Genomic DNA, 24,621 nt, shown 5'->3' with positions numbered 1-24,621 from the left:
GCGTCGGTCACCGTGTGGGCGTCTTTCTCTGGCAGGGCCTCGCCCGCCTCTCCCGCCTCTCCCGCCTCTCCCGCCTCTCCCGCATCGACGAGTCGGAAGCCCTCGGGGTGCTTCGGGCGGACACGGCGTGGGCCGGCGCTCGCCCGGGCCGCAGACAACGCGGAACCTGCGGTGGCTGTCCACCGGGGCCCAGGGGCACTCATCGCCGGCGCGTCGGATTCGACATCCGGCATCACCGCCTGCCCACCGCCGGCGCCGCCGCCGTGGACCCGGACACCCCGAGGCGGCTCGACCGGGCTCGGCCACGAGAGCCCGAAAAACAATCGGACGGCGATGTCGAGAAGCCGCGGCCGGCTCCGTCCCCGCGGTGAAGGCGACCACAATGGGTCGCACGAGCACCGAGGAGAGACACGATGGCCAAGTACTTGCTGCTCAAGCACTACCGGGGCGCTCCTGCTCCGGTCAACGACGTGTGCATGGACCAGTGGACGCCGGAGGAGATCTCGGCGCACATGCAGTACATGCGCGACTTCGCGGCCCGGCTTGAGGGGACCGGCGAATTCGTCGACGCTCAGGCGCTCGCCCCGGAGGGAACGTGGGTCCGGTACGACGGTGAGGGGCGGCCGCCGGTGACCGACGGCCCGTTCGCCGAGACCAAGGACCTCATCGCCGGCTGGATGGTGATCGACGTCGACAGCCACGAGCGCGCCGTCGAGCTGGCCGGGGAACTGTCGGCCGCCCCCGGGGCCGGCGGGAAACCGATCCACGAATGGCTGGAGGTGCGCCCGTTCCTGACCGCGCCGCCCACCATCACGGAGTGACCTCCCAGATGAACGAGGCCCTGCTCCGCAGCCTCACGCCGAGCGTGCTCGCCATCCTCGTCCGCCGCGGAGCCGACTTCGCGGCGGCCGAGGACGCCGTGCAGGACGCGCTGGTCGAGGCGGTCCGCGTCTGGCCGGCCGATCCTCCGCGGGACGCGAAGGGCTGGCTGGTCACCGTGGCCTGGCGCCGGTTCCTCGACGCGGCCCGGGCGGACGCCTCCCGCCGCCGGCGGGAGGATCTCGTCGAGGAGGAGCCTGCGCCCGGGCCCGCGTCCGCGGTGGACGACACGCTCCTGCTCTACTTCCTGTGCGCCCATCCGTCGCTGACGCCGGCCTCCGCGGTCGCGCTCACGCTGCGCGCCGTCGGCGGGCTCACCACCCGCCAGATCGCCCAGGCCTACCTGGTGCCCGAGGCGACCATGGCCCAGCGCATCAGCCGGGCCAAGCGCACCGTCTCCAGCGTCCGGTTCGACCAGCCCGGCGACGTCGCCACGGTACTGCGCGTCCTCTACCTGGTCTTCAACGAGGGCTACTCCGGCGATGTCGACCTCGCCGCCGAGGCCATCCGGCTCACCCGGCAGCTCGCGGCTCAGGCCGCCCACCCCGAGGTGTCCGGGCTGCTCGCCCTCATGCTGCTCCACCACGCCCGGCGCGCCTCCCGGACCGCGCCCGACGGCAGCCTGGTGCCGCTCGCCGAGCAGGACCGCGGCCGGTGGGACACCGGGTTGATCGCCGAGGGCGTGGAGATCCTGCAGGCGGCCCTCGCCCGCGACCGCCTGGGCGAGTTCCAGGCCCAGGCCGCCATCGCCGCCCTCCACGCCGACGCGCCCACCGCCGAGGAGACCGACTGGGTGCAGATCGTCGAGTGGTACGACGAGCTGCTGCGCCTGACCGACAGCCCCGTCGTCCGGCTCAACCGCGCGGTGGCCGTCGGCGAGGCCGACGGACCGCGCGCCGGGCTGGCGGCGCTCGCGGCGCTGGACGACTCCTCCCCAAGCCCTTCGAGCGGGGGATACCCCATGCCCCGCCACGCCGCGGTGGCCGCGTACCTCCACGAGCGCAACGGCGACCGGGCGACGGCGGCACGGCTGTACGCCGAGGCGGCCCACATGGCACCCAACCTCGCCGAGCGCGAGCACCTGACCCGCCAGGCCGCCCGGCTCAACTCCCGCCGGTGACGCCGGCGGGTCGCGCTCGTAGTTTCCCGCGGCACCCGGTGCGGCCACGCGGCCGGAGCGGTCGCCTCACCGTGAGGAGGCCCGCCGGGACCGGTTGCGCTGCCGGGCCTGGTCAACGGCGCGGCCGGAATCATCGCCAGGACCCCGGCCGGGCGTGGTCGCGGTCGTCGGGCTGACCGTCGTCTCCGACCGCATCGCCGAAATCAACCTGGTCCTGGACGCGGCCAAGCTCTCCAGCCTGACGATCTGAGGACCACCGGCAACCACCGGCAGCGCCCCCGAGCGGTGGTGCGGGCGGGCGACCCGCCGTGACAAACCGCCGGTACAGGCGTGGGCAACGGGACGACGGCGTCGCCCGGATCACCGAGCCGACGGTCGATGTCGCTCTGCCGCCCGGAGCGGATCCTCCGGCAGCCGCCCGGAGCGGATCCTCCGGCAGCCGCCCGGAGCGGATCCTCCGGCAGCCGCCCGGAGCGGATCCTCCGGCAGCCGCGCGGAGCGGACCGCGATGTCGTCGTCGACGCGGGCCTGGGCATGGCCGGCGTGGCCGGACTGCAAGGCGCACGTCCCGCGACTGTCCGGCGGAGAACCGCTCGTCGTGCTCACCCACGTCCATCTCCACGGGCGCGGCCCGGGCGGCCGCAGGCGCCGTGCCCGGCGCGGTCACATCGACGGCGGCCGATCCGACTTCACCTCACCCGCCAGGCCCTGGAAGCCGGGCACCGGGTGACTGCCGTCACCCGTCATCCCGAGGGCTTCCCGCTCGCCCACGAGCGTCTCGACGTGGTCCGGGCCGACGTCTGCGACGAGGACGACGTCGTGAAGGCCGTCCACGGTGCCGACGCAGTGCTCTCGACGCTCGGCGTGCCCTTCAGCCGGGGCCCGATCGGCATCTACAGCGCAGGCGTCGCGAACATCGTCACGGCGATGCGCCGACACGGTGTCACCCGGATCGTCGCCGTCAGCTCCAGTAAACCCACGTCCGCACGCGGACGGCGGCATCGTGCTCAACCCGGTGCTGCAGCCGCTGATCACCCGGACGATCGGCAGGACGGCGTACACCGACATGACCGCGATGGAGACCCTCCTCGCGGACAGCGGCCTCGACTGGACGGTCCTGCGCCCCTCGGGACTCTTCGACGCCGAGACGGTGAGCGACTACCGCCTCCAGGAGGACCACGCGGACGGCGTCTTCACCAGCCGGGCCGACCTCGCCGCCTGCCTCCTGGCGCAGGCCGGGGACCGGCGGTGGAGCGGCAGACGAGTAGCGGTCCGGCGCCCGGGAGGCGCCTTCAGTCGTGGCGTCCGGCACCGCGATCGGGGGCGCTCATGTCCCCCGTCCCGGGCGTGCCGTCGGCGAGCCCGTAGCGCAGGTACACGATGCCCTTCGGACCGGCCGCCGGCGGTTCGAGGAGGGTGACGTTCGTGGGCACCGCGCCGCCGTCGAACACCTTCTTCCCCACGCCGAGCACGATCGGGTGCACCCAGAGGTCGAGACGGTCGAAGAGCTTCTCGCGCAGGAGGGTCTGCACCAGGTTCAGGCTCCCGACGACCTTCACGTGCTCGTGCCGGTCACGGATCTCCCGCACCGCGCCGGCCAGATCCGGGCCGAGCTGCGTGGACCCGGCCCACGAGAGGTCGGGCCTGCCGCGGGAGGCCACGTACTTCGGGACGCTGTTGAAGAGCGTGGCGATCTCCTTGTCCTCGCCGCCCTCCTGGTGCGGCCAGTAGGCGGCGAAGATGTCATACGTCCGCCTGCCGAGCAGGAGGGCGTCCGTGCCCTCGTACGCGGCACCGACCTGTGCCCCGGCGACCTCGTCCAGCAGCGGGGCCTGCCAGCCGCCGAACGGGAACCCCACCGGGTCCTCGTCGGGGCCGCCGGGCGCCTGCCCGACGAGGTCGAGGGTTGCGAACAGTTCGATGTGGATGAGGCCCATGGCTTGCTCCCGATGAGTCGGTTGTCCCCGTCGGGAGGTAGACCTGTCGGCGCCGGCGGACTCATCGCTGCGACGGCGGCCGGCTTCGCAGGCGTCGACGGCCCGTTCAAGGCTCGGCAATGGCTGGTGCGGCCGTTGAACATTCCGCGGGCCCGGCTCGTACGGCGGGTGGGTTCCTCCCGACGGAGGAAAGGACAGTGAGGAGCGGCCCAGTGCCCCGTGAGGACTTGGCGCAGGCGTCACGCAGTTCGCGGCGGGAGCGTGCCCGACGCTGGAAGCGGTCCAAGGTGTCGCTTGCTCTGATCGGCGGGCCGGTGCTTCTGGCAGTCGTCGCGGGTTCCGTGTTCGCCGCGGAAAGCCGTGATCAGCGGAACGGGCAGGAAGGCCGGCAGACCTCGGCGCAGCCCGCGCCGGCGGGCAGACCCGATCCGGACTGCACCCTGCTGGTCCCCGACAGACCCCTCACCGCCCGCGGCCTGGCCACGCCGTACCGACTCGTCGCAACCGATCCTGCGCAGGGACCGTGCCATGAGGCCAATCCCGATCAGTCGGCGTTCGTGGAAGCGGCGATCCTCACCCGGGACGGCAAACTGACCCTCTACGACCCGTTGGTGATCGACAAAGGTACGAGACCGGCCGCGCGGACCGCCCGCCCCTCGGTGCCGAAGGGCTCGACCGTCGGTATCTGGTTCGGTTTCAACAACGCGAATCTCGTCTTGCGGACGAGCGGTCGCTCCGACAGCCTCGCCCAGGGAAACTGCGTCAACGGCCTGCGGAGATCGGTCTTCGGCCAGTTCGCGTACTGCAACGCGCCGGCTTTCTTCAGGGCCGCCAACGCCCAGATCGCCAAGGGGCACCTCAGGGTTCCGGCGCTCGGGACCGCCGCGGACGGCTTGCCCTGTCCGACCACGAGGGACTTCTCCGTCGTGGACCAGGACGGAAGCGACAACGTGGTGACCCACTACCTCGCCGACGCGCACGGCCGCATCGCCCAGAACAACGCCGCGAGCAGGGCGGCCCTCAAGAGGGCGGCGCGGCTGGCCAACCGCGGAGACCGCCACCACCGTCACAACGGCAAGGCCCGGTCGGCGGCCGCCGGCACCCCCGCGGACCTGGCCAACGGCAGCGACAACCTGCTGCTGACCCAGTTCATGGACCCGGCTCTGGGCTGCAAGCCGTTCACCGCGCCCGACCAGTCCGGCGACGGCCACGCCACGTCCGCCCTTGCGCTGGACGAACTGTCCGCCGCGGCCGGCCAGAAGGCTCCGATCGCGCTGGTTCCGCAGAACGACCCGATGACGCTCGTCGACGGCCACGGCAGCGTCGCGAAGACCGACGCGTACCGCGCGGGCGTCGACATGCCCGCGATCGGTGCCGGCGCCGAAGGTGACGGAGCGGCCTTCTGCACCACCCTCTTCCGCGACCCGGCCGGCGTCCGGCGTGCCTTCAGGGACAGGGCGCTCTTCGAGAAGGCGCCCTCGCCGGATCCCGCCACGGCGCCGAACCTCTTCGCCTTCCTCGCCGCACGGGCCAACCAGACCTTCACCAACCTCGGCTGCGATCGGCTCCTCGGCGCCGCCGACCCCGTGGTCCTCACGACGACCGCGGACGGCCTGGTGACCGACGCGGTGCTGGCACCGCTGGGCCACACGCCGCCCTCGGCCGCCCCCACGACCGGTACGTCCCCGTCCGCGTCGTCGAGCACCCCGGCAGCCGGCACGAGCGACGCTCCGGTCGCCCCGTCCACCACGGCCGCCCCGTCCACCACGGCCGCCTCGCCGCCCACCGGCGCCCCCGTCTCCCCGTCGTCCCCGTCCTCCTCGTCCTCCCCGTCCTCCTCGTCGCCGGGAGCGCGGCAGCCCCGGTCACAACAGTCACGGAAAGTGAGATAGTGCTACATGCCGTTGATCGGGCGGACACCGACTCCCCAGGACAGATGAAATCGCCTAAATTGTTCGCATTGGAGTGGGTGCGACGGATGTAGATCACAGCAGGTCCACACCCGATCGCACACGGCCCAGCTGATACCCACGCGGTGAGCGGAGGCGACGATCGGCCGTGGTGAATGCCAGAGGCGGCGATGCGGACAACACCGGCCCGGCGGGGCCCTTGGAGCGACACCGCATCCGGATGCGGCTGCTCGACGCCGTGGACGAGGACCGGCGCGATGTCGAGGTGCTGCTGACCGCGCTCCAGCAAGCGGTGGCCGAGGTGGACGGCCTGGGCGGCATGGTGCATCTTCCGGGCGGCGGCATGAGCGGCATCCTCTATCTGGTCGCCGACAGCGGTCTGCCGGAACCGATGACCCGGCCCTGGCTGATCATCCCGGCCCGGGGCGCGGCGCCGCCCAGCAGGGCCGCCCGCAACGACACCATCACCTGGCAGCCTCTCCTGGCCCCGCCCGATCCGGTGCCGGGCCGGGACCCCGCCGCCCTGTGGCCCTCCCGGCTCTCCGCCGGCATCGGTCATCTGGCCGTTCCCATTCCGGGCGGTGGCCGGCGACGCGGCGCGCTCTCCGTCCTCTTCGCCCCGGGCGACGAACCGGGCGCGGCGGAGCGCGCGTTCCTGAACGAGGTGGCGGCCTGGATGTCCGGGAGGCTCAGGTCGTCCGGGATCCTCAATCCGTCCCCCACCCTGCTGCGCGCCCTGGAGAACGGGCCGGGACCGCGCGAGGGGGTCTCCCCGTGGGACGTGGAAGAGGGACCGTCCCTCACGTACACCTGGGACCTGCGCACCGGCGAGCTGTCCGCCGACCGGCCCGTCGAGAAGGTGCTGGACGGCATCGATCCGGCGGTGATGAGCGGCGGAATCGAGGCGTGGGCGGCGCTGATCCACCCGGACGACCTGCCCGGGGCGGTGACGGGCTTCGACACGGGCATCCTGCTGCGCGGCGGCTTCCAGGACGAGTACCGGATCCGGCGCCGGGACGGCACATACCTCTGGATCGAGGCCAGTGCCCGGACGATCACGGACGAAGAGGGCACCCCGGTGAAGGTGATCGGCACCCTCCGGGACAGCAGCGAAACGCACACCGCCGCCGAGTCGGTGGGGCGGGCGCTGCGGCACATGAGCGACGGCTTCGTCTCCCTGGACAGGGACTGGCGCATCGGGTTTCTCAATCATGCCGCCGAGCGGCTCTTCGGCGCCGCGGGAGATGTGGCCGGAGCCCTGTTCTGGAACGTCCCCGCGGTGCGTGCCGTACCGGGGCTGGAGCAGCAGTGCCGGGCCACGGCGGCCGAGGGCCAGCCGGCCGGATTCGACGTACCGTGGCCGGACGGGACGTCCTGGTACCACCTGCGGCTGGTGCCGGTGCCGGAGGGCCTCACGCTCTACATCACCGACACCACCGAGCGGCATCTGCGGGAGGTCGAGCGGGCCGCCGCGGAACGGGCGGCAGCGGAGCGGGCGGCCCTGGTGCAGCGGATCACCCGGGAGCTGGCCGAGGCCGTCACGGCCCAGGATGTGATGGCGGCGGTGGCCGACGGCGTGATGACGCCCCTCGGGGCCACCGCACTCGTCATGGTCGGCGTGGTCGGCGACCGGCTGACGGTGATCGGCTCGCGGGGGTATTCGGAGCCCTTCACCCGACTGCTGGACAGGCAGTGGACGGTGAGGGACACCACGAACCCGGTGGAGGACGCCCTGCGCACCCGCACCCCCCTCTGCATCTCCTCCCCGGAGGAGATGCAGAGGCGTTACCCGGGCACCGAGATCCTGAGCCGGGAGGGCGGCAAGCAGGCGTGGGCGATTCTGCCGCTGGCGGTATCGGGGCGCGGGATCGGCGCGGCGGTGATCTGCTTCAGCCGGCCGCGGGTGCTGGACGATGACGAGCGAACACTGCTGACCGCGGTCAGCGGACTGATCGCGCAGGCCCTGGAGCGGGCCGGGCTCTACGACGAGGCGAAGACCCGGGCCCGTACCCTTCAGCGCAGCCTGCTGCCGCAGGCACTGCCCGAGCTGCCCGAGGTGACGGCGGCGGCACGCTACCAGCCGGCCAAGCAGGGAGCCGACGTCGGCGGCGACTGGTACGACGTGATCCCGCTCTCCGCGGCCCGGGTGGCGCTCGTGATCGGCGACGTCATGGGCCACGGCATGGCCGAGGCCGCCACCATGGGCAGGCTCCGCACGGCCGTCCGCACCCTCTCGGAGCTGGAGCTGCCGCCCGACGAAATCCTCGACCACCTCAACGACATCGTCGCCGAGCCGGGCTTCGATGCCCTCGCAACCTGTCTGTACGGCGTCTACGACCCGGTGACCCGTCTTCTGTCGTACGCCAGCGCCGGTCAGCCGCCGCCCGCGGTGGCCCACCCCGACGGCACCGTCACCTTCCTGCCCATGGCCCCGGACCCGCCGCTGGGGGTGGCCACGCCACCCTTCGAGACCCTTGAGATCCTGCTGCCCGCCGACAGCCTGCTCGCCCTCTACAGCGACGGCCTGGTCGAGAGCAAGGACAGGGATGTCACCACCGGCATGAGCCGCCTCGCCGAGCTCCTCGTAGAGTCCGTGAACGCCGTGCCGGCCTCACCGGCGGACGCGGCCGAGCTGGACACCCTCTGCGCCACCATCACCTCCGCCCTCCTGCCCGCCCACGGCGCGCTGGTCGACGACGCTGCCCTGCTGCTGGCCCGCACCCACCCGCTGGAGGCGAAGAACGTCGCCGAGTGGCCGTTGCCGGAAGACCCGGTGGCGGCCGGCCAGGCCCGGGACCTGGTCCGCGCCCAGCTCGCCGACTGGGAGCTGGCCGACGAGGAACTGATCACGACCACCGAGCTCCTGGTCAGCGAGCTGGTCGGGAATGTGATCCGGCATGCCTGCGGCCCCATCCGGCTGCGCATGCTCCGCAGTCGCGCACTGATCTGCGAGGTCTCCGACGCCAGCCTGACCACGCCGCACGTCCGCCACACCTCCGCCACCGACGAGGGCGGCCGCGGACTGCAGCTCATCTCCGCGCTCTCCCAGCGCTGGGGCACCCGCCACACCCGCACCGGCAAGTCCATCTGGACCGAACAGCCCCTCCCCACCGCCCCGGTCTGATTCAGTTCAGCCTCGTACCACGACGAGCCCAGCCTCGCACCGCGACGAGCCCAGCCTCGCACCGCGACGAGCAGCCTCGTACCACGACGAGCCCAGCCTCGTACCATGACGACCCCACGGCTGCCCGGCGGCGGCCGGCGGGCGCTCACGGACGAGGGGGCCGGTTCGGCGGGGGTGCCGGTGGCAGTGGCTGTTCCGTCCAGATGACCTTGCCGTCGGAGGTGTAGCGGGTGCCCCAGCGTTCGGTGAACTGGGCGACGAGGAAGAGCCCGCGGCCGCCCTCGTCCTCGCTTCTGGCCCTGCGCAGCCTGGGCGAGGTGCTGCTGCCGTCGGACACCTCGCAGATCAGCGCGCGGTCGCGGAGCAGCCGCAGCCGCACCGGGCCGGTCGCGTGGCGGATGGCGTTGGTGACCAGTTCGCTGGCGACCAGCTCGCTGGTGTAGGACAGTTCGTCCAGGCGCCAGGCGGCCAGCTGCTCCGTGACGGCCGCGCGGATGCGGGGGACGACCGCCGGGTCGCTGGGCAGCTCCCACTGGGCGACCTGTTCCGGCCCCAGGGCGCGGGTACGGGCGACCAGCAGGACCACGTCGTCGCGCGGCCGGTCGGGGAGCAGTGCGTCGAGGACCGCCTCGCAGGTGTCGTCCGGCGTGCGGTCGGGGCAGGCCAGAACGGTGCGGAAGCTCTCCAGGCGGGTGTCGGGGTCGCGGAGCCGGTCCTCGATCAGACCGTTGGTGTACAGCACCAGTTGGCTGCCCTCGGGCAGGTCCAGCTCGACGGTCTCGAAGGGCGTGCCGCCGAGGCCGAGCGGCGGTCCGGACGGGAGGTCGACGAAGTCCACCGTGCCGTCGGGCCCGACCACCGCGGGCAGGGGGTGCCCGGCGCGGGTGAGGGTGCAGTGCCGCGACACCGGGTCGTAGACGGCGTACAGGCAGGTGGCCCCGGCGATCTCGGAGTCGGTGTCCTCCTCCGCCCAGCCCTCGGCCCGGTCGAGCTGCGCGACCAGGTCGTCGAGGTGGGTGAGGAGTTCGTCGGGCGGCAGGTCCAGGGCGCAGAAGTTGTGCACGGCGGTGCGCAGCCGGCCCATGGTGGCGGCCGCGTGCAGGCCGTGACCGACGACGTCTCCGACCACCAGCGCCACCCGGGCCCCGGACAGCGGGATGACGTCGAACCAGTCGCCGCCCACGCCGGCCTGCGCGGGCAGGTAGCGGTAGGCGACCTCGACGGCGCTCTGCTCGGGCCTGCCCCGGGGCAGGAGGCTGCGCTGCAGGGCGAGAGCGGTGTTGTGCTCGCGGGTGTAGCGGCGGGCGTTGTCGATGGAGATCGCGGCGCGTCCGACCAGTTCCTGGGCCAGGGACAGATCGTCGTCCTCGAAGGGGGCGGGCTTCTCGGAGCGGTAGAAGCTCACGACTCCGAGGGTGGTGCCACGGGCCCGCAGCGGCACGGTGATCAGGGAGTGCATGCCGGCGGAGAGTATCCGTGCGACCCGTGCGGGGTCCTGGGCCATCCAGCCGCCGGCCTCGGCGAGGACGGGTTCGAGCACGGACTGGTGGCCCTCCAGGCTGCGGGCCTGGGGCGCGGAGGGGACGTAGCGGACGGTGTCGCCGACGCCGTACAGATGGGACCCGTCGTGTACGGCCCCCAGCGCGACGCGGCGCAGCGGGGTGTTGGGGGCCAGGGGGCCCGGCTCCTCGCCGCGCAGCACGGAGTCGGGCAGGTCGACGGCGGTGAAGTCCGCGAACCGGGGCACGGTCACCTCGGCCAGTTCCTCGGCGGTGCGGGTGACGTCCAGGGTGCTGCCGATGCGGACGCCGGCGTCGTGCAGCAACTCCAGGCGTCTGCGGGCCAGGACGGCCAGCCGGCCCACGCCGGGCTCCCCGACGAGCAGCAGCCAGCCGTCGTCGTCGGCCGCGGGCTCCGGGACGGGGGCCGCGGCGGAGCCGGGGGCGCTGCCGGTCTCGTCCGGTCCGGGCGGGGGCTGCGCCTGGGGCTGCGGCGAGGGTGGGGGTGGGGGTGGGGTGTACGGCCGGCCGGCGGTGGGCGGGGCCGGGGACGGGATCGGGGCCGGGGCCGTGGGCACGGCCGTTCCTGCGGGGGCAGGCGTGGGGGCGGCCACTCCGGGGGACGGCGGTGCCGGGGCGACGGCCCCCGCGGGAGGCGGCCCGGTCGGCGCCGGGGCGGGCAGTCCGCGCTCCGCGGGGCCGAACACGGCCGGAACCGGCGGCGCGCCCTCGCCGCACGGCGCTGGGACCGGCGGCGCGCCCTCGCCGCACGGCGCCTGAGCCGGCGGCGCGCCCGCGACGGTGCCCGAGGGAGCCGGCGCCGGTGGCACGCCCTCGGCCGGCCCCGGGGGAACGGGAGCCGGCGGCACGGCCTCGGCCGGCCCGGGCGGGGCCGTGGCCGGTGGCACGGTCGCGCCGGTCGAAGGCGCCGGGCCGAGCGTCACGGCGCCGGTGTCGAAGTCCAGGGGACGCAGACGCGGGCCGCCGAGTATGCGTGCCTCCACGGCCACGCCCGTCTCGCCGGCCGCTCCGGTGACCAGGCGGCGCAGGAGGGTGGCGGTCCGGCCGCCGGACAGGGACACCTGGTCCATGGTGCGGTGCGGTGCGGCGATGAGTTCCTCGGCCTTCTCCCGCAGCACCGCCAGGTCGATCCTGGTGAGCTCGCCGCCGTCGGCGGTGCTCCCGGGGGCCGCCGGGGAGTCGTGGTCGGGCTGGTGGGGCCAGCCGTCGGGGCCGGTCGTCCCGCCGCCGGCCCTGCGGTAGGCGGCCAGGAGCGCCTGCTCCCGTTCCGTGGCCTGTTCCAGCAGCCGCGTCTCAATGTCGCGCACGACCCCGCGGACCAGGTGCAGCATGGCGGGGTCGCCGTCGCAGCGCAGGGTGGTCAGGTCGAGGACGGCCTCGATGCGCCCGCTGAGGGGGTTGCGGACGGGTGCGCCGGCGCAGGCGAACGGTTGCAGGCAGTCGGCGAAGTGCTCGCGGCCGACGACGTAGAAGGGGCTCCGCCCGGCCAGCGCGGTGCCCACGCCGTTGGTGCCCGCGAACTGTTCCGAGGCGTCGCAGCCGGGGGCGAAGCGGACCGCGTCGAGGCGTTCGCGCAGCCGGCGGCTGCCGCCGAAGCGCTGGACGATGCGGCCCTGGCCGTCGCAGAGCACGACGGTCATGCTCATCTGGGCGATGGAGTCGACCAGGTCCTTGAGGACGGGTTCGGCCGCGCGCAGGAACCGGTCGTCGAGCATGGGCTCCGCGTGCGGGATCAGCAGCCGGTCCGGCTCGAGCCCCACGGATCTGCACCGCTTCCAGGAGTCGAGCACGGCGTCCCTGACGTCGGCGTCGACGAGGGCGCCGGTCAGAAAACGCTCATGGGCATCGACAAGTCCGCCGATGTCGTCCCAGGCGACGGACAACGAGATCACTCCCTACGCCCGGAGGTACCTCGTCGCACGCACCGCCGCCCGGCCCGCCGCGGGGACACCTCCAAGCGTTTTTCACAGTAGACCCGATATGCCGCACATCATAACGTTCGAGGATCTCGTGTGGATATATCGCCGCATGGGTCGCCTGTCTCCGCCCGTGTCCCGGCGGCCGCGCCGCGCCCGCGGTCCGGTCCCGCCGCCCGCGGTCGACGACTCGTACGCCCGGACGAATTCCCTTGGCTGTGGGGCCGGTTGACGCGAAGTACAGTGGAAGCGGCGACGCCCGGGGGCGGAGGTGCATGGCACAGCAGACGGGGCCCGACGGCGGGCCGCAGATCACCAACACCGCGGTCGACTGCACGGCCGAGTACCTGATCCAGATCGGGATCCTCGAAGGCGATCTGAATCTGACCCTGCGCGTCGACCCCCCGCCGGGTGACGACGCCCCACCGGCCGCCGCCGAGCGGGCCCTCGCCCGCAGCCTCCTGTACCGGTGGCGGGCCGAGGCCGACGCCTGGGACATGACCGATCCCCAGCCGCTGCCGGTGCGCTGGACACCCAGCAGGCGGGTGGCGTCCGCCGGCGAGTACCTGCCGGCCGGCTCCGGGACCGACACCATCGCCGGGACCTTCCTCAGCCTCCGCCCGCGCCGGCGGCTGGTCGTACTGGGCACCGCCGGCTCCGGCAAGACCGTGCTGTCCGTGCTGCTCGCCCTCGAACTGCTCGGCCGCCGGCTCACCCAGGGCGAGGCCGACGTGCCGATCCCGCTCGTGCTGTCCCTGGAGTCCTGGGACACCCGCCGTCAGTCGCTCGACGAGTGGCTGACGGACCGGCTGCGCCAGGACCATCCCGGTCTGCCGCCCGTGGACGGCGAGCACCCGGCCCGCCGGCTCGTCCTGGAGCGACGGGTGAACGGCCGCGGCGGGGTGCTTCCCGTCCTCGACGGCCTCGACGAACTGCCCGAGCACCGCCGCGCCGAGGTGCTCGACGCCCTCAACGCGGGCCTGGGCGGCGAGGGGGACGCCGTGCTCGTCTCCCGCACGACCGAGTACGCCCGCCTCGACCGGCAGGGCAAGGGCCTCAGACACGCCACGGTGATCGAGTCGCTGCCGCTGCGCCCCGGCGAGGTGGCCGACTACCTCCGGCTGGCCCCTGCGCCCGCCCGCGCCGCCGTCTGGGCACCCGTGCTGAAGACCCTCAGGAGGCAGCCCTCGGCGCCGCTGTCATGGGCCCTGACCAGCCCGTTGATGGTGTGGCTCGTACGCCGCTCCTACGAGGGCCACCCGGCCGATCCCGGCGAACTGACGGACCGGGAGCGCTTCCCCACCCGGGAGGCCGTCGAGACGCACCTGCTCGACCGGATCGTGCCCGCCGCCTTTCCGGGGCGTCCGCCGGACCCCGCCCGGCTGCACCCGCCCCGCGCCTGGGATCCCGAGCGGGCCCGCGCCTGGCTGTCGTACCTCGCGCTGCTGCTGAGCCGCCGCGAGGAGTCCGAGCTGGCCTGGTGGCGGCTGTACGCGGCACCGCTGCCCCGGCTGCTCGCGCTGCCGGCGCTCCTCACGGCCGGCATCCTGCTCTCCTTCGTGATCAGGGCGGGGATGTCGGGATACGCGCACAGCAGCCCGCTGGGCTACCTGAGCGTGACGACCGACGTGATGTCCGGGGTCATCCTGGCGGGCACCGCGCGCTCCGTCACCGCCGGGTGGTTCGGCCAGCGGCTCGCCGAGCCGCGGCGCGCCGCGAACCCGCTGCTGTTCCTGCACGCCCTGCGCCTGGTGGACCGGCATGCGCGGGTCGGGCCCCAGGTCCGCCTCGCGGCGCTCGCGGGAGGCCCCGCCCTCGCCGTCCTCCTCCTCGCCCTGTACGTCTTCGTGTCGCCGGATCCCGCGCTGGTCGCGCTCGCGGTCGGCGGCGTCCTGCCCGTCCTGCTCATGATCGTGTACGCGGCTCCCGCCGACACGGTCGACGCCGCCACACCCGACGAACTCCTGCGCGGCGAGCAGTCGGCGCTCGTCACGACCCTGACGCTGGTGGCACCGCTCATCGGGATCGGCGCGGGGTCGTTCTTCTGGCTCGACGACCGCGGGGCGGGCAGCTGGTGGCCGGCGGTCGGGGCCTGGGCGGGCGCCTCGGCGGCGTTCGTGCTGCTCAGCCCCTGGAGCCGCTGGATCCTCGCCAAGTGCTCCCTCGCGGCGACCGGCCGGGTGCCGTGGCCGCTGATGACGTTCCTCAAGGACGCGCGCAGGGCGGGCCTGCTGCAGCCGTCGGGCGGCACCTACCGGTTCCGCAACCGCCGGCTCCAGGAGCATCTGGCGGGGCGCCGGGGAGGGGAACCGGCCACCCGGGAGCCGCCCCGCGTTCCCTCCCTCGCGGACTCCCGCGACTTCACCGTGGACCGCGGCGCGGACCACTACCGGCTCCACGGCCGGTCCCGGAGGCTGCCGCTGGGCCACTGGGCGGCCCTCGGGCCGCTCATGGGCGTCTTCCTCGTGCGCTTCACCGTGAGCGGTCAGTGGCGCGACCCCACCGGCTGGCTGGTGCTGCTCTTCTGGCCCGTCCTCGGCGTCCTGATCACCGTGACCGGCTATCTGATGCCCCGCAGACGGATCGAGCTGGAGCTGACCCGGGACGGGGTCACCTCGGTGACCGGGCGCAGACGCCGCTCCTACCGGTGGCGGCACATCGAGGAGATCGCCGTGCGCCGCGCGATCGTCCGGGGCCGGGACGCGCGCTTCTACGCGCTCCAGGTCCGGCTGCGGTCCGACGCCGGCACCCCGCGCCCGCCGCGCCGCTCCCGCATGGGCGAGGGCTGGTACTTCGTACTGCCGCTCGGCACCACGGCGCACATCGACGCCGGGCTCGCCGCCGCGCTGGCCGAGTTCGGCGGCCGGAGCTTCACGCCCCCCGGCACCCGCTGACCCGGGCCGTCAGCACAGCGACTCGACGTCCCCGACGGCGGTGAGCAGGCCCAGGCAGCGTGACGTCACCGTGTGTCCCCGCTCGGTGACGTCGACGGCGTAGGCGACGGGGGCGCGGCCCGTGGCGCCCTTCGGGGCCGTGATGCGCCAGTGCGCCACGTACGTCGTACGGGCCCCGAGCATCCGGGGCGGGCGTTCGGCGAGGGTGGCGTGCCAGCCCGCGGGCAGCAGCGGCGGCCGTACGGCGATGGCGAGGTCCCTGGCGGTGGCGTTCTCGATGCCGAGCCGGCCGCCGTCCGCCGGGCGCAGGCGCAGGGCGTTTGAGCTGGTCCAGCGGATGTCGACCTCGCGCAGGCGGAGCTTCTTCTCCTGGCCCTTGTCGAGCAGCGAGCCGAGGCCGAAGCGGAGGGAGTCGACGGTGTGGGGGTAGGAGTAGTCGTAGCCGTACACCTTGCCGAGGAAGCCCTTTCCCTCCAGGTGGGCGCGCCGGCCGCTGATGCCGTCCCAGAGGGTGCGGGCCCCGAGCTGCCCCTCCAGGTCGACACTCAGTGAGAAGGGGCCGTCGATGGTCGCCGGGTCGAAGTCCACCGAGACCTCGCTCAGGGGCAGCGGCATGCCGAAGTCGAAGCGCAGCCAGTTGCCGTCGGCCGGGGCGCCCTTGACGGACCAGTAGCCCGGGTGGCCCGGCAGCACGGCGGCGGGAGGGTGGCCGGGAGCCGAGTAACTGGCGCTGAGTCTCGGCCAGTCGGGGGTGGCGGCTGCGGCGAGGTCGACCTGGTGGACCGTGCCGGTGAGCGGGTGGCGCCACCTGTCGTAGGCGCCGGGCACGCCGAAGAGGGCGCCCGGCGGCAGCACTCCCGTCTCCAGGAGGACGAGGGCGAGCGGCAGCACCAGGTATCCGGCGAGGTGGCTCAGCAGGAGGCCGCGGCGGGCGAGGCGGTGGCGGGGGACGTGCGCGGAGACGTTCCCGGGGCGGTGCGCGGGCGGGGGTGTGATGCTCTCCCCCGCGCCCGGGGTGCCGCCCGTGCCGGCCAGCCACAGCAGAGTCCCGGCGAGGGCGGAGGCGTCGGCCGAGGCCGGCACGCAGCGCACGCGAATGCCGGTGGAGTCGAGGGCGCGCAGCAGATGGCCGCCGCCGGCCGCCTCCAGCCCGGCGCGCACGGCGCCGTCGTCACCACGCGCGGCCCCGGTGTACAGCAGCGCGAGACGGCGGGGGCGACGGCGCTCGGGCAGGGCGGTCACGACGTGCAGGACCCGGGTGACGGCGTGCACGGCGGCGCTGTGCGGGGCGGGGTCGTCGACCGCCAGCAGCAGTCCGTCGGCGAGGCGCAGCAGGTCCAGCCGGGCGGTGGACTCCTGGCTGCCGTACGCGTCGCCCACCGGGTCATGGAAGAGGACGGGCCGCCCTGCCCCGCGCACCAGGGGCGGTTCGCCGCCGGGCGCGGCACCCAGCTCGGCCAGGCCCTGCCGGTGCACGCCCGCGCGCTGCGTGTCCGAGCCGCCGACCAGCACCACGACCCTCGCCCGCTCGTATCCGGCGGGCAGCGGGTTCCCGCAGTGCGGGCAGCACGCCTGAAGACGGCGGACGCCGAGGACGGCGGGCAGGCGGGCGCCGCAGCGGCAGCGGTGGTACAGCGCGCCGTAGCGGTTGGGCGCCAGCAGCCGGTGGCGGGCGTGGCAGGACGGGCACAGGCGCACGGGGCGGTCTACGGCGCGTCCACAGCGTGTGTACGGGCACGGCGCGGGCCGGCGGCGCGGGATGCGCCGTGCCCGGGCGACCGTGGCCCACACCGCCCACCACAGGGTCCACAGCGCACCGCACACCGCCCAGACCAGCAGGGCGAACAGCAGCGGAAGCAGGCACAGCGCGGTCGCGGTCAGCACGACGGCGGCGGCCGCCAGCAGAAACGCCGGGCGCAGGAAGACCATCAGGCAGCCGCGCCCGCCGGTCCCCGGGTCCGGACGGCGGGGGCCGGCGGCCCGGCCGATCACGAACCGTTCGGCGTCGCCCATCAGCCGTGCGTGTTCGACGAGCCCGTCCCACCAGGCCGCGCGCAGATCGCGCGGCGCCGTGACGCGGACGTACACGGGGACGGCCGGCTCGTCGTGCGGGCCGGGCGGCGCGGTGGCCGGGTCCCGGCCGAACGTCCGCCACACGAGGCGCAGTTGGGTCACCACGAGCCGCGGCAGGGTCACCGCGAGGCAGTAGCCGACGGTCAGCACGACCAGTCCGGCGGTCAGCAGGAGCAGGACGACGGGATTGGCCATGGCTCACTCCTTCTCCCGGGCCGGCCCGCGCCGCCACCGCGGCCGCGTCGTCCGCTCCGTGGTCCGTTCCGTCGTCCGCTCCGTGGTCCGTTCCGTGGTCCGCTCCGTCGTCCGCTCCGGTTCCCGTGCCCGGACGAGGTCCCGTACGGCCTCGTAGGTCTCCGTCTCCTCCCACAGCCCCCGCCGGTACAGCCGCAGGATCCGCAGCGCGGCCCGCCTCGGCGGCCCCGGTGCTCCGCGCAGCACGTGCAGCGCGGTGCGCGGCGCCGTGGCGAGCACGTCCGGCGGCTGGTCGGCAAGCTGGGCGCACGCCTGGGGGTCCAGGACGGCGGCGCGCAGCTCGGCCGAGGCTTCGAGCGCGGCGAGCAGCCCCGCCAGGACGGAGCCCCGGTACGGCTCGGGCAGCGGCGCGAGGGCGGCCCGTACGTCGCCGAGGGGCGCCGGCTCCCCGGCGAGATGGCGTGCGGCGGCGTCCCGGACGCGTTCGGGCGCGATGTCCGCCGCCTGCGGCCGCAGTTGCGCCACCGCGCGCGCAAAACCCGCGAGCCGCGACCCGCCCGCCGCCCCGGCCGGCTCCGGCAGCACGCCGTCCGGGGCGAGCAGCGCACACGCCGCCCGCAGCCGCTCCACGCCCGCCGCCGCGCTCCCGCCGGGAACGGCGTCCCACAGCTCGGCCACGGCGTCCACCGTCTCCAGGCGCCCGCTCCCCCACGCGCCCGCGAGGAACCGCGCCGTCGCGCAGGACCCCGGGCCCCCGTCCCCGGCCGGCCGGTCGAGACGGAGCACCGGGCCCCGTGCCCGCTCCGCCGCCCACGGCGGTGTCCCGGTCAGATGCCGGTGGTCGTGCTCCGGCCGCCCCGTGTACGTCGTGAACGTCAGATGGGCGGCCAGGCCCGCGGGCAGGGCGTAGGAGACGGCGGCGATCCAGTCGACCACGCGTTCCGGGTCGGCGCAGACCAGGGTCGCGCCCGGGGCCTCTTCGGCGAGTGCCCGCAGGGCGAACGTGAGCAGCCGCTCCAGGACGCGGACGCCGCGCTCGCCGGTGCCGTCCAGCAGCCGGCGCACACGGCCGGGGCCCACGGCGCTGCCGGGCACGAGTTCGGGCAGGTCGGGCAGGGCGCGGCCGTCGTCCGGCGCGGCCGACACGGCCCACTGGGGGCTGTCCCACAGCTCGACCGGGCGCAGGCCCGCGAGGTCGTCGGGGCCGGCGCACAGGGCGTGGCAGAAGTGGTTGCCCCAGCGGCCGGTGTAGTCCCGGCCGGTGCAGCGGGTGAGGGTGAACACGGCGGGGCCCGGCCGGTCATAGGCGAACGCCACGGGGCAGTCGGCAGGCCGTGCGGCGCCCGGCGGTGGCGCGTACCCGGTCAGCGGGCGCAGGAGGTCGAGCGCGGGGCGGGCCGCCGGGGAGAGCGCGGTGAACCGGAAGCCGCCGTGGCGTCCGCCCGCGGAGGGCGGGGCGGAGGTGTAGTGCGCCTGTCCCACCACGCCGTTCACCCCCGGCCCCGGTCGAGGGCGCCGAAGCGGTGCAGCAGCCACATCAGGGGGTCCTCCACGCGGTGCGGCCGTACCACGCCGCCGTGGCCGAGTCCGCCGTCGCGCCGGGGCGCGGTGCCGAGCGTGGAGAGGGCGAACAGCTGGTGGTCGGCGCAGAACCTGCGCAGCCGCGCCTCCAGTTGGTGTTCCTGCCAGCGGTGCAGCAGGGCCTGCAGTTCGGTGTGGACGGCGGCGCGGTCGTCCGCGTCGAAGACGGGGCCGGGGCGGCGGGCGCGGTGCAGCGCGGAGTTGTCCGGGAGGTGCGGCCACAGCAGGTCGGCCTTGGTGAGGGCGACCGCGACCGGCACGGTCACCTTCCGTCCGCCGCCCAGGTGGCCCAGGACCCGGGCGAGCACCTCGCCCGACCTGCCCGGCACCCCGTCCCCGCCGACGAGCGGCGCGCCGGGCAGGTCCTGCGGGTCGACGAGGACGACGACCGCGTCGGCCGCGGTGAGGTAGCGCAGCTGGGTCTCCATGCGGTCCTGCGAGGTGAAGTGCTCGCCCGCGGTGTCGAGGAACACCAGCGTCAGCACCCGCTCGCCGGCGCGTCCGAAGCGGCCGCGCCGGGTGCGGCTGAGGCGGTGCACCAGGGGCCGGCCGCCGTCGTGTTCGGCGGTCTTGGGCACGGTGTGCCGCTCCTCGTACAGGTGGCGTTCGTAGCGCTCGTGGTAGTCGGCCATGGTGTCGTCGTCGCAGGGCAGCAGGGCCGCGTCGAGTTCGGCGCCGAGGCGGTGCAGCAACTCGTGCACGAGGACGCCGATGTAGGTGCTCTTGCCGGAGCTGACCGGCCCGGCGAGGGCCACCAGCCGCCCGGGGGTGCGCAGATAGCCCTCGGGCAGCCGGCTCCCGCAGGCGGTGCAGCGCAGCCGGGTGGTGGTGCGGCGGCAGGTGCGGCACACCGCCCGGCCGGCCCGGGGTGCGGCGTGCGCGAGGCCCCGGCCGTCCGCGCAGGCGGGGTCGCCGCTGACGCAGACGTAGGCGATCTGCGCGCCGGTGACGGTCCGGAAGCAGTGCGGGCACACCCAGGTGCGGCGCCACGGCAGTCTCATGTGCTCTCCCCCTGTGCGACCTCGGCGACCTCGGGTCCTGCCTCACTCCGGGCCCTGCGTCGCTCCGGGCCCTGTGCGACCCGGGCCCTGTGCGACCCGGAGCCTGTGCGACCCGGAGCCTGTGCGATCCCGGGCCCTGTGCGACCCCGGGCCCTGTGCGACCCCGGGCCCTGTGCGACCCCGGGTCTCATGGGGCCTTGAGCGTGTGGTGCGGCGGGTCGCGCAGCACGAGCGCCTCCCCGACGGCGAAGCAGCGCAGCCAGCCGCCCGGGCCGCGCGGCAGCCGCGCCGACAGCCGTACCTCCCGGCCCGGGCCGAGCGCCACCTCGGCGGCCTCCGCGAGGACGTCCCCGTCGGCGGGTTCCAGCGGCCAGACGGGGCCGTGCGACCGCACCAGCAGCAGTCGTCGCGCCCGTACCTCGGCGGACGCGGTGAACACGGCGGTGACCCCGCGACGGCCGGGCAGGCCGTGCCGCTCCAGCCGATAGGCGACATCGGCGCGGGCGGGCAACACCGCCGTGCTCGGCGGACCGTAGGCGCGCAGCCCGCCGAGCAGGGTGACCAGCCGCACCTCGACCTCCACCGCGGCGCCGTCCGCGACCGGCAGCCGTACGCCCGCCTCGTGCCGGTAGGCGGCCCGGGTGACGGCACGCCGCTGCCCGTCCGGCTCTCCGGGGATCCGCCAGCGGACCTCGGCCTCGTCGCCGCCGTCCGCGGGCCAGTCGAAGACGACGGTGACGCCCGCGCCGCCGTGCCGGGACAGGGCCGGGGTGCCGAGCGCGCGCACGGCGGCGGCCGCGTGCGCCCCGGTGACGGCACGCTCGCCGGCGACGGTGACCGCGAGCACGACGGTCGGCCGGGCGGGCGGCGCGAACCGCAGTCCCTCCGGGGCGGGCCGGGCCGCGAGCGGCCGTCCGGGCAGCTCGTCCGCGCCCAGCCGGGTGCCCGGGGGCCAGGGGGGCCGGCCGTCGAGGCCGTACAGGCGCACCTCGCCGCCCGGCGGCGGCGCGAAGCACGCCAGGAGGCCGTCCGGCGCGGGCCGGATCTCCAGGTCCGTGACCGGTTCGGGCGGCGCGAGCGGTGTGGCGGTCAGCCGGACGCCGCGGGTGCGCACGGGCGGTCCGCCGCCGTCCGTGCCGTAGCGGACGCGGACGCGGTACTGGTACGTCACGTCGTTGGCGAGGCCGCCGTCGGTGAAGCCGTCGCGGCGGGCGGCGATCCGTACCTCCTCGCCGCCCGGCGAGACGCGTACGGCCTCGACCGAGCGGGCCTGCGGCGGGCATGTCCAGGAGGCGGTGATCTCGCGGTCCCCGGGGCGCAGTCGCACATCGGTGACCTCCGGCCGGTGCACGACGGGCCCGCACACCACGAGCGGCGAGGTCGGGCCGTCGGGCTCCGCGGCCCGGCGCACGGCGACCGCGTAGTACAGCGGTACGCAGGCCGGGGGCGCCCGGTCCACGCACGAGGTGGCGCGCGGGGATGCCGCGGGCAGCACGGTGCCGTCCGCCGGGTCGCGGGGCGGGCGGTGCTCGGCGCGCAGCACCGCGTACTCGGGCTCGCCCGCCGTCGACGGCGTGGGCCGCCAGGCGAGGGCGACGCCCGTGCCGTCGGGCGTGGCGGTCAGGCCGGAGGCCGGCTCGACGGTGAGGCGGCGGCGCACGGTGTCGACGCCCGGCAGGTCGCGGGCGATCGCCTCCGCGTCCTCCAGCAGTTCCCAGGCCCGGTCGGACTCCCCCGGCGGCAGCCGGCGGGCCCGCTCGACCAGGCGGCGGGCCTCGGCGAGCTTCGCGCGCACATGGGCGGCCAGGTCGCGGACGTCCTCGGGCAGCGCGGCGGGGGGCACGCGGTCGGCGACGGCCGCCGCCCCCGCCAGCCGTCCGTCCGCGACCAGCCTCCGCAGCCGCCCCGTCAGCGGATCCCCGGCCTCCTCGTGCAGCACCGCGAACACCAGCCGCCGAGCGTCCTGTTCGTCGAGCGACAGCGCGTCGGTGGCGTGGGCGAGCAGGGTGGCGGGGGTGGCGCGCGCGGCGAGGCGCGCGCGCAGCGGCACCGCCAGTTCGTGGAGCCGCACCCGGGCGAGGCCCCCGGGGCCCTGGTCGGCCAGCACCCGGCGGACGGCGGCGACCACGGCCTGGGCGGCCGTGTGCGCGGCGCTGTGCGGCAGCCTGCCCCAGCGCCGGGCCGCCTCCTCCACGGCCTCCGCCTCCACGGGCGGGGCGTCGAAGACGCGCACCGGCCGTGGGGTGCGTCCGCCGGGGGCGTCGGCGGCGAGGAAGTCGTCGAGGTGGCGCAGCCGCAGCACCTCCAGCCGGCGGGGGCAGCGGGCGTACGCGGGGTGGGGTACCTCCCGCGGCAGCGGGTCCGGTTCGGCGACGCGCAGCCCGAGGGACGGCAGCAGGTCCCGTACCCGCGCCTCGCCGACCCGGTGGGCCGCGGCGGCCTCGGCCACCGTGCCCTCGGCGAGCATGCCGAGCCCGGCCGCCGCCTCCTCCAGGGCCGCCCGCAGCGCCGCCTGCCCGGACTCGGCGCGCCGGCCGTGCTCGTCGAGGGCGGCGCGCAGCGGGCCGAGGTCGCCGCCGGCCGCCGCGTCGAAGAGCGGCCGGTGGACGAGGTGCCCGGCCTCCAGTTCCTCGATGACCTCCCGGTACTTGAGGCGGGCGCGGTTGCGGCGCCAGCAGGCGCGGACCGCGGTGACCGCCTCGGTGACCGCGGGCCCGTCCAGGCGCCGCGGCAGCTGATAGCGCGTACGCAGGTCCTCGGTGACCGGCAGCCCGGCGTCGAGCACCTCGCGGCGGTAGCGCGCCTCGTCGAACGCCACGGTCCGCTTCCCGCTCCTTCCCGCTCCTCGCCGGCCGTCCGGTTCTTGACGTCGTGTCAGGTGAACCGCTGGCGGCTCAGCGCGATACGTGCGTCATCGACGTCCTGCTGGGACAGCCCGCCGATCTGTACGGTGATCTCGATCCGTTCGCCGGTCTCCTTCTCGGTGGCGACGACGGTGAGCAGTCCCGAGGTGTCGAGGGTGAAGACGCACTGGAAGGGCCAGCCCGCCGGTTTGCCCGGGGGGATCTTCAGGGTGCCCCCGGCGACGACGGTGTTGTGCGCGAGTTCGTCCGACTCGACCGCGCCCGCCTGTTCCATCACCTCGATCAGCACGGACCGCTGGTAGGCGCGGAGCGTGGCGAAGTCGTCGGTCACGGAGGCTGGCAGCACGTCGTTGGCGTGCACGAGGTGGGTGACGTACTCCCGGCCCGTCTCGACGTCCGTGACCTTGATGCCGTAGCCGCGCGAGGCGACCGTGGTGATCTCGTACGAACGGTGGGCGATCCCCGTCTCCGGCACGACCGGCGCCTGATCCGCGGGGAGTTCACCGGTGGAGACGATGTACGCGGCCCGGTCCAGGGCGTAGATCGCGGCGCCGCGGGCCACCGCGAGGTCGGGGTTGTGCAGCCGGGGCTCGAAGCCGAACTGGTCGCGCAGCGCGGCCGCCACGGCGGGCATCTTGGTGGCGCCGCCGACCAGGAGGACCTCGTCGAAGTGCGACACGCCGCGTTCGGCGGCCAGTTCGACGGTGCGGCGGGTGATGTCGACGGTGCGGTCGAGCAGGTCGCCGGTCAGTTCCTGGAGCATCCCGCGGGTCAGCTCCACCGGCTCGACCAGGCCCTGGTGCATCACGCGCACGGTGTAGCGCTCGCGGAAGGAGAGCGCCTTCTTGGCGTCCTCGGCGTCCTTGCGCAGCTGGGTCTCCGACTGCGGGTCGGACAGGGGGTCGCCGGCGTCCGGGAAGCGCTCGCGGAACCGCTCCACCAGGTGCATCACGATGCGGTCGTCGAAGTCGCTGCCGCCGAGTTCCTTCGCGCCGTCCGTGCACAGCACGGTCAGCCGGGGGCCGCGCAGGGTGAGGACGGTGGTGTCGAAGGTGCCGCCGCCCAGGTCGTAGACGAGGATCGCCCGCTCGCGCTCCTCGTCCTCGCCGTCCAGGGCGCCGTAGTCCAGGGCGGCCGCGACGGGTTCGGCGACCACGTCGAGGACGCGGAGGCCGGCGATCTCCCCGGCCTTGCGGGTGGCGTCCCGCTCTGCGAGCCCGAAGTAGGCGGGCACGGTGATCACCACGTCGCGCACCTCGGCGCCGCCGCTGACCCGCGCGTCGTCGGCGAGCTTGCGCAGGATGCGGGCGGAGATCTCCTCGGGTGTGTAGCCGGTGCCGTGGAACGTGCGCGGGACCACATCGCCCATGTCCCGCTTGATGAGCTGCACCACGTTCTCGGGGTCGAGGACCGTGGCGTCCTTCGCGCTCTGTCCCACGACCACGCTGTCGGCGCTCTCGAAGTAGACGACGGACGGCGTGGTGTCCGCCCCTTCGAGGTTGCGCAGCACGGTCGGTCTGCCCACGTCGTCGATGCGTGCGACGCACGAGTACGTGGTGCCGAGATCGATTCCGTACACAGCCATACGGTCTCCCGCCGTCGGGACG

Annotated in this window: 12 protein-coding genes and 2 pseudogenes; 7 read left to right on the top strand and 7 right to left on the bottom strand. The window is 75.0% G+C overall.

Features of this window, described 5'->3' with window-relative positions:
* Positions 1-413 precede the first annotated feature (413 nt).
* The 4 genes and pseudogenes from ACZ79I_RS27335 to ACZ79I_RS27320 form a co-directional block, all read left to right on the top strand.
* Positions 414-821 carry a YciI family protein gene (locus ACZ79I_RS27335; RefSeq protein ID WP_471500349.1) on the top strand — a complete coding sequence of 136 codons (408 nt, stop codon included), beginning with the start codon at positions 414-416 and terminating at the stop codon, positions 819-821.
* Between the two features lie 8 nt (positions 822-829).
* Entirely contained in the window at positions 830-1,999 is a 1,170-nt protein-coding gene (locus ACZ79I_RS27330) for an RNA polymerase sigma factor (RefSeq protein WP_471505248.1), read from the top strand.
* A 378-nt stretch (positions 2,000-2,377) separates the two neighbouring features.
* Positions 2,378-2,920 (top strand): annotated as a pseudogene (locus ACZ79I_RS27325) (NAD(P)-dependent oxidoreductase); the annotation flags it as partial.
* Positions 2,921-3,065: 145 nt separating this feature from the next.
* A pseudogene (locus ACZ79I_RS27320) lies at positions 3,066-3,176 on the top strand (NAD(P)H-binding protein); the annotation flags it as partial.
* Between the two features lie 115 nt (positions 3,177-3,291).
* Here ACZ79I_RS27320 and ACZ79I_RS27315 read toward each other — a convergent pair.
* Positions 3,292-3,936 (bottom strand): dihydrofolate reductase family protein, encoded by a 645-nt coding sequence (locus ACZ79I_RS27315; protein ID WP_471500347.1) that lies wholly within the window; start codon positions 3,934-3,936, stop codon positions 3,292-3,294.
* A gap of 287 nt (positions 3,937-4,223) precedes the next feature.
* On the opposite strand from ACZ79I_RS27315, the gene ACZ79I_RS27310 reads away from it, so the two are divergent.
* Entirely contained in the window at positions 4,224-5,828 is a 1,605-nt protein-coding gene (locus tag ACZ79I_RS27310; protein ID WP_471500345.1) for a hypothetical protein, read from the top strand.
* 166 nt (positions 5,829-5,994) lie between these two features.
* Positions 5,995-8,970 (top strand): SpoIIE family protein phosphatase, encoded by a 2,976-nt coding sequence (locus ACZ79I_RS27305; protein ID WP_471500343.1) that lies wholly within the window; start codon positions 5,995-5,997, stop codon positions 8,968-8,970.
* A gap of 145 nt (positions 8,971-9,115) precedes the next feature.
* Here ACZ79I_RS27305 and ACZ79I_RS27300 read toward each other — a convergent pair whose 3' ends face one another.
* Positions 9,116-12,382, bottom strand: coding sequence for a SpoIIE family protein phosphatase (locus tag ACZ79I_RS27300; RefSeq protein ID WP_471500341.1), 3,267 nt, complete (start codon positions 12,380-12,382; stop codon positions 9,116-9,118).
* Between the two features lie 299 nt (positions 12,383-12,681).
* Here ACZ79I_RS27300 and ACZ79I_RS27295 point away from each other — a divergent pair, with 299 nt between their 5' ends.
* Positions 12,682-15,300 (top strand): NACHT domain-containing protein, encoded by a 2,619-nt coding sequence (locus ACZ79I_RS27295; RefSeq protein ID WP_471500339.1) that lies wholly within the window; start codon positions 12,682-12,684, stop codon positions 15,298-15,300.
* 9 nt (positions 15,301-15,309) lie between these two features.
* On the opposite strand, the gene ACZ79I_RS27290 is transcribed toward ACZ79I_RS27295, so the two are convergent.
* The 5 genes from ACZ79I_RS27290 to ACZ79I_RS27270 all read right to left on the bottom strand — a co-directional run bounded on the left by ACZ79I_RS27290 (position 15,310) and on the right by ACZ79I_RS27270 (position 24,599).
* Positions 15,310-17,568: a hypothetical protein gene (locus tag ACZ79I_RS27290; RefSeq protein ID WP_471500337.1), complete on the bottom strand. Its 2,259-nt coding sequence runs from the start codon at positions 17,566-17,568 to the stop codon at positions 15,310-15,312.
* Positions 17,569-17,571: 3 nt separating this feature from the next.
* Positions 17,572-19,053: a GAP1-N2 domain-containing protein gene (locus tag ACZ79I_RS27285; protein WP_471500335.1), complete on the bottom strand. Its 1,482-nt coding sequence runs from the start codon at positions 19,051-19,053 to the stop codon at positions 17,572-17,574.
* Between the two features lie 5 nt (positions 19,054-19,058).
* Positions 19,059-20,150, bottom strand: coding sequence for a TRAFAC clade GTPase domain-containing protein (locus tag ACZ79I_RS27280; RefSeq protein WP_471500333.1), 1,092 nt, complete (start codon positions 20,148-20,150; stop codon positions 19,059-19,061).
* A gap of 187 nt (positions 20,151-20,337) precedes the next feature.
* On the bottom strand, positions 20,338-22,968 hold the full coding sequence (locus tag ACZ79I_RS27275) for a fibronectin type III domain-containing protein (protein ID WP_471500331.1): 2,631 nt from the start codon (positions 22,966-22,968) through the stop codon (positions 20,338-20,340).
* 56 nt (positions 22,969-23,024) lie between these two features.
* The gene (locus ACZ79I_RS27270; RefSeq protein ID WP_471500329.1) at positions 23,025-24,599 is read right to left on the bottom strand and encodes an Hsp70 family protein; all 1,575 of its coding nucleotides are present in this window, start codon (positions 24,597-24,599) and stop codon (positions 23,025-23,027) included.
* Positions 24,600-24,621 lie beyond the last annotated feature (22 nt).

Source organism: Streptomyces sp. PSU-S4-23 (assembly GCF_055632315.1).
This window is presented reverse-complemented; position numbering and strand designations above follow the sequence as displayed.